Genomic DNA, 348 nt, shown 5'->3' with positions numbered 1-348 from the left:
AAACACCCATAGCTATCAACCAAATTACCTTAACGTGAAATAGTGGTTTATAAATTTCGTAATTATCAGGAATACCCATAACAATACCCATAGCGGCAAGCCCTAAAAGTACCGTAAACCAGCCCAACCATTTCGCTACAATATGCCACCTAATTAATCCGTAGCCTAATAAAACCAACCCAACACCAGAGAACACACGACCAAAACGAATAAAGCACGTTACATATTGATTGGTGTATAAAATATCATTTACAAATGCCTGAATTTCTGTAGCAGACTTTCCCATGGTTTGACCAACACCCCAAGCACCAAAATTATAAAAATATGCATTTGCAATAGCTAAAGTAA

Annotated in this window: 1 protein-coding gene; it reads right to left on the bottom strand. The window is 36.8% G+C overall.

The window, feature by feature from the left end:
- Positions 1 to 348: hypothetical protein (locus tag H4O21_RS28600; protein WP_220495890.1), on the bottom strand; the 348-nt coding region annotated here is incomplete at both ends.

The organism is Oceanospirillum sediminis (genome assembly GCF_014164585.1).
Classification (GTDB): domain Bacteria; phylum Pseudomonadota; class Gammaproteobacteria; order Pseudomonadales; family Halomonadaceae; genus Oceanospirillum; species Oceanospirillum sediminis.
Note: the sequence above shows the minus strand (reverse complement) of the source record. Positions and strands in the feature narration are given on the sequence as shown.